The 9,064-nt window shown below is 38.9% G+C and carries 8 protein-coding genes and 1 pseudogene; 8 read left to right on the top strand and 1 reads right to left on the bottom strand.

Annotated elements, in window-relative coordinates:
* Positions 1 to 996, top strand: a 996-nt coding sequence (locus H7254_RS20760) for an FKBP-type peptidyl-prolyl cis-trans isomerase (protein ID WP_301934795.1), incomplete at its 5' end; no start/stop codon positions are given.
* Between the two features lie 69 nt (positions 997 to 1,065).
* On the opposite strand, the gene H7254_RS20755 is transcribed toward H7254_RS20760, so the two are convergent.
* A complete protein-coding gene (locus H7254_RS20755; RefSeq protein ID WP_301934794.1) occupies positions 1,066 to 2,073 on the bottom strand; it encodes a YCF48-related protein in 1,008 nt (335 codons plus the stop codon).
* 700 nt (positions 2,074 to 2,773) lie between these two features.
* On the opposite strand from H7254_RS20755, the gene H7254_RS20750 reads away from it, so the two are divergent.
* The 7 genes and pseudogenes from H7254_RS20750 to H7254_RS20720 all read left to right on the top strand — a co-directional run.
* Positions 2,774 to 3,244 carry a TspO/MBR family protein gene (locus H7254_RS20750; RefSeq protein ID WP_301934793.1) on the top strand — a complete coding sequence of 157 codons (471 nt, stop codon included), beginning with the start codon at positions 2,774 to 2,776 and terminating at the stop codon, positions 3,242 to 3,244.
* Between the two features lie 443 nt (positions 3,245 to 3,687).
* Positions 3,688 to 4,428 carry a tRNA threonylcarbamoyladenosine dehydratase gene (locus tag H7254_RS20745; RefSeq protein WP_301934796.1) on the top strand — a complete coding sequence of 247 codons (741 nt, stop codon included), beginning with the start codon at positions 3,688 to 3,690 and terminating at the stop codon, positions 4,426 to 4,428.
* 109 nt (positions 4,429 to 4,537) lie between these two features.
* Positions 4,538 to 6,034: a histidine ammonia-lyase gene (gene hutH, locus H7254_RS20740; RefSeq protein ID WP_301934792.1), complete on the top strand. Its 1,497-nt coding sequence runs from the start codon at positions 4,538 to 4,540 to the stop codon at positions 6,032 to 6,034.
* Between the two features lie 10 nt (positions 6,035 to 6,044).
* On the top strand, positions 6,045 to 6,905 hold the full coding sequence (locus H7254_RS20735; protein ID WP_301934791.1) for a hypothetical protein: 861 nt from the start codon (positions 6,045 to 6,047) through the stop codon (positions 6,903 to 6,905).
* A 300-nt stretch (positions 6,906 to 7,205) separates the two neighbouring features.
* The gene (locus H7254_RS20730; RefSeq protein WP_301934790.1) at positions 7,206 to 7,460 is read left to right on the top strand and encodes a hypothetical protein; all 255 of its coding nucleotides are present in this window, start codon (positions 7,206 to 7,208) and stop codon (positions 7,458 to 7,460) included.
* Positions 7,461 to 7,559: 99 nt separating this feature from the next.
* Complete coding sequence (locus H7254_RS20725; RefSeq protein WP_301934789.1) at positions 7,560 to 8,540, top strand: Gfo/Idh/MocA family protein; 981 nt, start codon at positions 7,560 to 7,562, stop codon at positions 8,538 to 8,540.
* Positions 8,541 to 8,654: 114 nt separating this feature from the next.
* A pseudogene (locus H7254_RS20720) lies at positions 8,655 to 9,064 on the top strand (hypothetical protein); the annotation flags it as partial.

The raw sequence follows: 9,064 nt of genomic DNA, 5'->3' as shown, positions 1-9,064 counted from the left end.
GTATCAACTATATTACTGGTCAGTTGTAACGGGGGCGGGTCTTTTAAGAAAGGCGAAAAAGGAATGGAATATAAAATCATTTCGGCCGCTGGTAGTGGTAAAACATTGCAAAACGGAAATTTTTTTGAAATACAATTTCAACAAACATATAAAGGTGCTGATAAAGACACCGTATTATATGATTCAAGAAAAACTACTAATCAGATAGCTTCGATGGATTCTGCCGGTATGCCTCCTGCTTATTACAAAATATTCGGCCAGGTAAAAAAAGGCGATAGTATCATTGTAAAGCAATTGGTAGATAGTGTTATGAAAGAAGGTGGCAACACACCACCTTTTATGAAAAAAGGTGGTCACCTGATAGCCTACTACAAAATTGTAAATATTTATTCCAATAAAGAATCTGCTGACAGTGCCTATAAAATTCAAATGGCAATGGCTAAAGTAAAAGATTCTTTAAATGCATTGGTACAGATAAAAAAAGATGATAAAATCATTACAGATTATCTGGCTTCAAAAAATATCAAAGCACAGAAATCACCCATGGGCGTTTATGTAGAAATTCTGCAGGAAGGTACCGGAGCAAAAGTGACTGATTCTGTTGGTGTAAAAATGAAGTACACTGGTAAAAATTTTGACGGTAAGCCTTTTGACAGTAATATAGATTCTCAGTTTCATCATACTGATTTGCTGCCTGTTCAAATGTGGGCTCCAAGAGTTATCCCGGGATGGGTAGATGGTTTGCGCATGTTATCAAAAGGAACCAAGGCCCGTTTTTACATCCCTTCTTCTTTAGGTTATGGCGAACAGGGACAGGCTCCGGTAATTTCACCCAATGAGAACCTGATTTTTGACGTGGAAGTAGTAGAACTTACTGACAAAAAACAAGCAGCTGCTGAAGAAATGGCGATGCAGCAAAAAGCAATGCAGCAGCAAATGCAAATGCAGCAAATGCAACAAAAGATGAAAGGTCAGCAGCCACCTGCCAATAAGTAAATTTAAATAGTTTATTATAAAATAGCCGTCCTTTATAGAGACGGCTATTTTTGTGTCTTTTGTAAAAAGTCAATCAATAAGTTTCCCGATCCTTCCACCACTACCAGCAAAGAAAACAGCTTTTCCTTTTTTTGCTTTGCGGCATACATGAAAGCTTTCTTTACTCATCCAATTCCAGTTTTTGCCTTCGTCATAGCTGATGTCAACTCCTGTTAAACCGCAACTTATCCAGGTAAATTTATTAATGTATTCAACGCAACTACGATAGCCATGTGGGGATGTTGCCGGTGTGGTAAATGTTTTGCCCCCATCGTTTGTAATGCAACAATTTTTAGTGGTATCTTCTTTTGCATTAAAATCACCCCCCACAATGATGAACGTTTTACTGTTTTTTACGGCAATGGAATTAGCGCCTGTAGTAGCTTTGCCTTGTACAATGGGCAGGTCAGTTTTTGTATCCCGGATAAAAAGCCGGCTTCGTGTGCCGCCGGAAATAAACAATGCTTCCTGCTTGCTGAGCTTTCTTACATTGGTACCGCTGCTGGCAAAAAAGGCTTCGCCGCTATCGGCTACCGGGTAATTTTGTGGGGGCAGCTCCTGCCATTTTTTTCCACCGTCAAAAGTACGGGCAATAAAAACTTTGTTATCAATCGGGTCGCCAATTACGATGCCGCTTTGTTCGTTCCAGAATTCCATGGCATCTAAAAACATGCCTTTGGTTTTATTTTCATATACGGTTTGCCAGGTAACGCCGCCATCGGTGGTGCGTAAAATATAGGCTGGTTCTGCAATGGCCATAAGGATGGCTGTCTTGCCATCAAATGCTTCTATGTCCCTGAAGTCGGCTTTTTCAAAACCTTTTACCTGCATTATTTTCCAGCTAACACCACCATCTGTTGACTTACCTACGGTACCTTCACTGCCACTGATCCATACAACTTTATCAGATACCACACTTAACCCACGGATGGAAGCCTTTGTGCCACTATTGAGTAACTGGATTGTTTGTGCGGTAGTATTGGTAATGATTAACAGCAACACAATAACAGGTATGGTGAATTTTATTTTAATAAACATACATCTTCTTTTATTTTCAAAAGTAAATAAAACTATCTGTTATTAGATTTAGGACAATCCAATGCCTGGTGATTTGGTCTGAAATTTTTTGATTTTTCTACCACCATCGGTAGCTTAATAAACTGAACCAACCTTTCCAGGCGGCCGCCGTTGTGTATTTTTTGCCGATGGCCAAAGCTTTAGCCAGGTTAACTTGCAGCATGCCCGTCAAAAAGACACAACATCGGCTTCCGGGAATTGCAGTTTATTATGATTGAAAAGCGAACCACCACAAGGACGAATCGAATCGATATAGTGCTGAAACCTTGAAAGAATAATCCGGCACAAATGCCTGTTCACGATCTCTTTTTTTAAAACCAAAATTATGAGACAATCTCAATCCAATGCAGTTTACAGAGTTTTCATTATATATTACTGATTCATACCGGATTCGCAGATCAAATTGTAAACCAACGACCGATGGAAAAAGATAAACCTGCTAAAAGAGACGCAGTAATTCCGTGAAACTTTTCATCGAAGTGGTACCCATCATCACTTGTAGAGGGTCTTATGCCGTATACATTGCAGCCCAACTGAGGTTCAACATAAAAAACCCGCCCCGATTCATTTGTTCAATAACCGTAAGCAGCGCCGGGGCCTTGCGCCGTGGATTGTTCCGTTTAATTATTTCCATTATATTTACTAACCTAGTTTATATTATATGAAATCAATTTACAAATTAATTATATCAATTGTTACCACTCTGGCTGTGGGAGGTATTTCTGGATTTTTCACATCGTCCTCCGTAAATGGCTGGTTCAAAACATTAAACAAACCCTCCTTTAATCCTCCAGGCTGGTTGTTTGCTCCGGTATGGACTGTTTTATACATCTTAATAGGAATTGCGTTTTATATTATATGGAACAGTCAGGTAAAAACAGAAAAAAAATATACTGCTTATACCTATTATTGGCTTCAGCTTTTATTAAATTTTGGATGGTCTTTTCTTTTCTTTTTTTATAAGCGACCAGACCTTGCTTTGATTGACATTATTGTACTTTTTATTATGATATCCAGTACCATTTTTTCGTTTAGAAAAATTTCTAAAACTGCAGCCTGGTTGTTGGTGCCATACCTATGCTGGGTAGCATTTGCTACAGCATTAAACTTTGCTATATGGAAGTTGAATTAATTGATTTTGCCGGGCGTAAAGATAAGAGCATCTGCAATTTTATTTCTTAAACTGTCATTCGTTATTATGCTTATTCTTCAAAATTGGTCATCCATTTTTGCTATTTATTATTTTTAGCTTCGGTAAGGTTATTTAAAAAATAAAGCCATTTTTATTTTATCCTATTGGCGCAGGAGTTTAGTATAAAATAAAAAAATCCACCTGGCACAGGAGTATAGGATAAACAGAAGAAACCCCACAAGTGCTGGAGTAAAGTATATAAGAAAAAGCTTTCATCTATATTCCCGGCGCAATGCCGCGCCCGGGGCAGAAACGAAAACATATTCAAATTGAAAGCGTACCACAACGCTGAAAAAGTACAAGAGGGCGACGCAACTATTTACCACATTGCTTCTTAGCCCGGACAATAATAGTAATATTGTAACTCATAAATTTTGAAACCTATGATACCATACTGGATGAGTCGCACGCAGTTGCTGCTGGGCGAAGGTACTACCCAACAACTGATGCTTAAAAATGTACTGGTGGTGGGGCTGGGCGGAGTAGGTGGTATATGCGCTGAAATGATTGCCAGGGCTGGTGTTGGCCGGATGACGATTGTAGACGGCGACCAGGTGGACCTTAGCAATGGCAATCGGCAGATAGCAGCCCTGCACAGTACCGAAAAGCAATTAAAGGCAGAAGTGATGGGGAAAAGAATAAAAGATATTAACCCCGAAATTGAATTAAAGGTCATTGCTGAATTTATAAAAGAAGAAAGAACGGTAGAAATTGTAACATCCGGCAATTATGATTATGTGGTGGATTGTATTGATACTTTAACGCCAAAAGTATGGTTAATTAAAACCTGTGTGGAAAGAAAAATACCGGTGGTAAGTTCGCTGGGTGCAGGGGGAAAAATGGATCCGTCGCAGATTCAGGTGGCAGATATTTCAGAAAGTTATAAATGCAACCTTGCCCGTTATGTTAGAAAATACCTGCACAAGGAAGGCATTACTACCGGAGTAACAGTGGTGTTTTCGCCGGAAAAAATTGATGCGGATAAAATTGTTGTTACCGAAAAAGCTTTCCCTAAAAAATCGATCATTGGCACCATCAGTTATATGCCTGCGTTGTTTGGCTGTATGGCTGCAAGCGTGGTTATCAGGGCGCTTTGCAGTAGCAATGCGCATAAATTACCGTAAGTTTCCTTAGCCAATACCAATAAACTTATAGTAAATAAGTTCTGTTACTTTTGAAAAGGTAAGGTGTTTTTCAAAAACGAAAATATATTTTCCTACAGGAAACAGTTGCATGAGTTATAACTATTTACCACTTGATAAAAATCCGCTGAGCTTTCAGCAGGTGAAAAATCTGCTTGCTTTTAAGCAACTGGTGTCCATTACTTTTGATGCACACAAACGCATAGTTGTTTGCCGGCAATACCTTGATAAAAAACTGGGGGAAAACAATGAATTATTTTACGGTATCAACACCGGATTTGGTTATTTGCAGAATGTAAAAATCGACAATGAGCAGCTGCAGGAACTACAGATAAATTTAATAAAATCGCATGCCTGCGGGCTGGGCGAAGAAGTGCCTGCGCCGATAGTTCGGCTGATGATTATGCTAAAAATAAAATCGCTCAGCTATGGTAATTCGGGTGTACAGATTGATACGGTGAAACGGCTGATTGATATGTACAACAATGATGTATTGCCATTGATTTATACCCAGGGATCATTGGGTGCTTCGGGAGATTTGGCACCGCTGAGCCATTTAAGTTTAGCGTTGATAGGGTTAGGTGAAGTACACCATTCAGGAAAAAAAATGTTGGCGTCTGATGCACTGCAACAATTTAACTGGCAACCCATTTCATTGCAAAGTAAAGAAGGACTGGCATTAATAAACGGTACACAATTTATGAGTGCTTATGGTATGCACAGCCTGGTGCAGTGCGACCGGTTATTAAAATGGGCAAATATTATCGCCGCCATTTCTTTTGATGCATTTGATTGTACCCTGGAACCGCTGCACGAAAAGATACATTCTATCCGAAGTCATAAAGGGCAGGTTACTACCGCTGCGGCTTTGCGCAGTTTGCTGGCAGGCAGCCAGATTGCAATACAAAAAAAAGAACAGGTGCAGGATCCTTATTCATTTCGCTGTGTGCCACAGGTACATGGTGCAACAAAAGATACCTTCGATTATGTGCTTTGTATTTTTATAAAAGAGATCAATTCTGTTACTGACAATCCCAATATTTTTCCGGAAGATGATTTAATTTTAAGTGGTGGAAATTTTCATGGGCAACCCCTGGCATTGGCGCTGGATTTTTTAGCAATTGCCATGAGTGAACTTGCCAATATTTCGGAACGACGAACGTATCAGCTTATCAGCGGTCAGCATAAACTTCCCCTGTTTTTGGTAAAGCAATCGGGATTACATTCAGGTTTTATGATACCGCAATACACCGCAGCAGGAATTGTGAGCGAAAACAAACAGTTGTGTACTCCTGCCAGTGTAGATTCTATCAGCAGCAGCAACAACCAGGAAGATCATGTAAGTATGGGTGCCAATGCAGCTACCAAATGCAAACGCGTAGTAGATAATGTAGAAAAAGTGCTGGCAATCGAATTATTAACTGCGGTACAGGCACTTGAATTTCGCAGGCCCTTGCAAAGTTCTCCCGCTATTGAAGCCATTGTATATGCTTTTAGAAAAGAAGTAAGTTTTAATGAGGCAGACAGGATTTTGCAGGTAGATATGCTGAAGGCAATTGCATTTATTCAAAATGATGCGCCGGAGTAAAACCTCAACAATGAAGGAGGATTATCTTTCTTTCATTTATTATTGCAGTATGAACAAGTGGTTATTTGAGTTTGAAGATAAAACCTGGCTGCCTGCCACTATCAGGGAAGGCATGACGGACTATTTAAGATTTATTTTAAACAGTGGAAATTTTTATGAGCCTGTTAGTCCGCTGGTAGTGCAATTGCTGCAGGAAACCAATTCTTTAAAAGTAATTGATCTCTGTTCAGGAGGAGGTGGTACCATTGTACAGGTTCAAAAAAACATACAGCATAAATATGCGTTAGCAGTGCCTTTTATGCTCACTGATATTTTTCCTAACATACCTGCTTATGAGTTTATTGAGCATAAAACCGATGGCCAGGTAAGCTATTGTTCAACGCCTGTAAATGCGGTAAAAGTTGCCCCTGCGTTAAAAGGCGTGAGAACTATTTTTTCTGCCTTTCATCATTTTGATACACCAACGGCTACACAGGTAATACAGGATGCTGTTTCAGCCAGGGAAGGCATTGGTATTTTTGACGGCGGCAATAAAAGTATATTTTTTATAGTGGCAATGGTGCTGTTTCATCCCATTGCATTTTTTTTATTTACGCCTTTTTTTAGACCCTTTAAATGGAGCCGGTTGTTGTTTACCTATGTAATTCCTGTAATTCCATTGTTGACTGTTTGGGACGGTATTGTTTCTGTAACAAGACTGTATCAACCGCATCAATTGTTGCAAATGGCAAGCGATGTCAACAATGAAAATTACTGCTGGCAGGCGGGTAAAGTAAAAAACAAATATGGCATGCACATCACTTATCTGCTGGGCTATCCTGATGAAAAAAAATTTGTTGCGGCAGCAGCAAGTGCAAATAGTACAGCATAAGATTTTCCAGTTTTTATTACATCAGAAACAATAAAACATATGTTCATAATTTATAGTACAAATAAAACTACAATGGATCAGGGAATTGAATTACACACAAAAAAAATAATAAAAATATATTTACAAAGTAATTATCCAATACCACTGAATCCCCCAATTGGCAGGGGCTGTATTTAAGAAAACGAACCTGTGAAAAACCTCCTTTTGTGGAGGTTTTTTTATACCCGGTTTAAATACTGTATTAAAAAGGAAGGTAATATTGTTGTGCATAAAAATAATGCGTACATTGAAATAAAATTTATGCCTGAATCTAAAGCAAGACATCCGCACAAACATACAGATCATCATCAGAAAACTTCCAACACACATTTAAAACCCAAAAAAGTGAGCAGAGCTGTAATTGCAGCAGTTTTATTTTGTGGTTTCTTAGGTCTTGGCGTTAGCTATTTTATCGACTCAACCAGCATTGCAACTCTTATAACAGGTGCGCTGATAGGTTGTATTGCCGGGTTTATTTTTGGCTACTTGGTAAATAAAAGCTTGTCGAAAAAATAGTTTCATTTTTGATAAATGACTTCCAATAATTGTTGACATTATTTTGCAGAAAACAGCATGCTTCAAAACGAAACCATTGATGTGTGATATCAAGGTGATATGAAAAAAATAAACTGGGGTATTATTGGTTGTGGGGATGTTACGGAATTTAAAAGCGGACCGGCTTTTAATAAAGTAAGTAATTCAAACCTGATAGCCGTAATGCGGCGCGACATGGCAAAGGCGAAAGATTATGCCTACCGGCACAACGTACCCAAGTGGTACAGTAATGCTGAGCAACTGATCAACGATCCGGAGGTGAATGCTGTTTATGTTGCCACTCCACCATCTTCACACGAAATGTATACCATTGCTGCACTGGCAGCAGGAAAGCCGGTGTATGTTGAAAAACCAATGAGTGTAAATACGGATGCTGCAATAAATATGGTGCGTGCTGCAGCACAAAAAAATATAAAACTAGTAATAGCGCATTACCGGCGGGAACAGCCCTTTTTTAAAAAGATAAAACAATTAATTATCGATAAAGTAATTGGTGATATCAGATTTGTAAAACTGGATTATTGCAAGATGGTATTAAACCAGGAAGCACTGAAAGAGAATAAAAATGCCTGGCGGGTAGATACTTCGATTGCGGGTGGTGGCTTATTTCATGACCTTGCACCGCACCAGCTTGATTTGATGCTTTATTTTTTTGGTGATGCAGAAAAGATAAATGGAGTAGCTGTTAACCAGGCAGGATTGTATGCTGCCGACGATATGGTGGCAGGAAATATTTTATTTAAAAACGGTATTGTATTTAGTGGAATATGGAGCTTTGGTATTGAAAAAACATCTGAAAGGGATTGGTGCGAAATTACCGGAACCATTGGAAAAATTGAGTTTCCTGTTTTTGATGGACGCACCATTACTGTTACTGTAAACAATACAACCCAACAGTTTACTTTTGATGCGTTGCAACATGTACAGCAACCCATGATTGAAAAAGTAGTTGCTTATTTTTTGAATGAAGCAGGTAATCCCTGTAGTGGTGAAGAGGGTGCTTTGATAATGAAATGGATGGAAGCAATGACACGAAAATAGTGATTGAGCTCATCCTGAAATGTGTAGAACCCTGATTTTTACAGGTAAATATCTATCATTGCAAATAACGTCTGTTTAGGAAATGGAGCAATACTTATAACTTAACTTTATTGCATGATGGTCAAAAAATTATTGCTTTCTATATTATTTTTTACCTCTTTATTTACGTCGGCACAAAAGGTAGGCGGTAACCCGGCTGCATTAAAATGGCAGCAGATAAATACCCAATTAGCAAGGGTTATTTTTCCAAAAGGATTGGATAGCCAGGCTAACAGGGTAAGTAATATTGTGCAGTTACTGGATAGTATTACCATGCATACAATCGGAAACCGGCAGCGAAAATGGAATATTGTATTGCTCAATCAAACAACCATACCTAACGCATATGTAAGGCTGGCACCGGTTATAAGCGAACTAAACCTGTTACCTGGCCAGGATAATTTTAGCAATGGCAGCATAAGGGGAGATGATAACCTGATTATTCATGAAAACAGGCACATGCAGCAGTTTGCTAATTTTAACGG

Source organism: Ferruginibacter sp., assembly GCF_014377975.1.
GTDB lineage: Bacteria > Bacteroidota > Bacteroidia > Chitinophagales > Chitinophagaceae > Ferruginibacter.
The sequence above is the reverse complement of the archived record's forward strand: the minus strand, read 5'-3'. Positions and strand labels throughout refer to the sequence as shown.

Bases quoted from the DNA above. Each gene is read 5' to 3' on its own strand.
- H7254_RS20755 (WP_301934794.1), bottom strand. From the start codon at position 2,073: ATGTTTATTAAAATAAAATTCACCATACCTGTTATTGTGTTGCTGTTA.
- H7254_RS20750 (WP_301934793.1), top strand. From the start codon at position 2,774: ATGAAATCAATTTACAAATTAATTATATCAATTGTTACCACTCTGGCT.
- H7254_RS20745 (WP_301934796.1), top strand. From the start codon at position 3,688: ATGATACCATACTGGATGAGTCGCACGCAGTTGCTGCTGGGCGAAGGT.
- hutH (WP_301934792.1), top strand. From the start codon at position 4,538: ATGAGTTATAACTATTTACCACTTGATAAAAATCCGCTGAGCTTTCAG.
- H7254_RS20735 (WP_301934791.1), top strand. From the start codon at position 6,045: ATGAAGGAGGATTATCTTTCTTTCATTTATTATTGCAGTATGAACAAG.
- H7254_RS20730 (WP_301934790.1), top strand. From the start codon at position 7,206: ATGCCTGAATCTAAAGCAAGACATCCGCACAAACATACAGATCATCAT.
- H7254_RS20725 (WP_301934789.1), top strand. From the start codon at position 7,560: ATGAAAAAAATAAACTGGGGTATTATTGGTTGTGGGGATGTTACGGAA.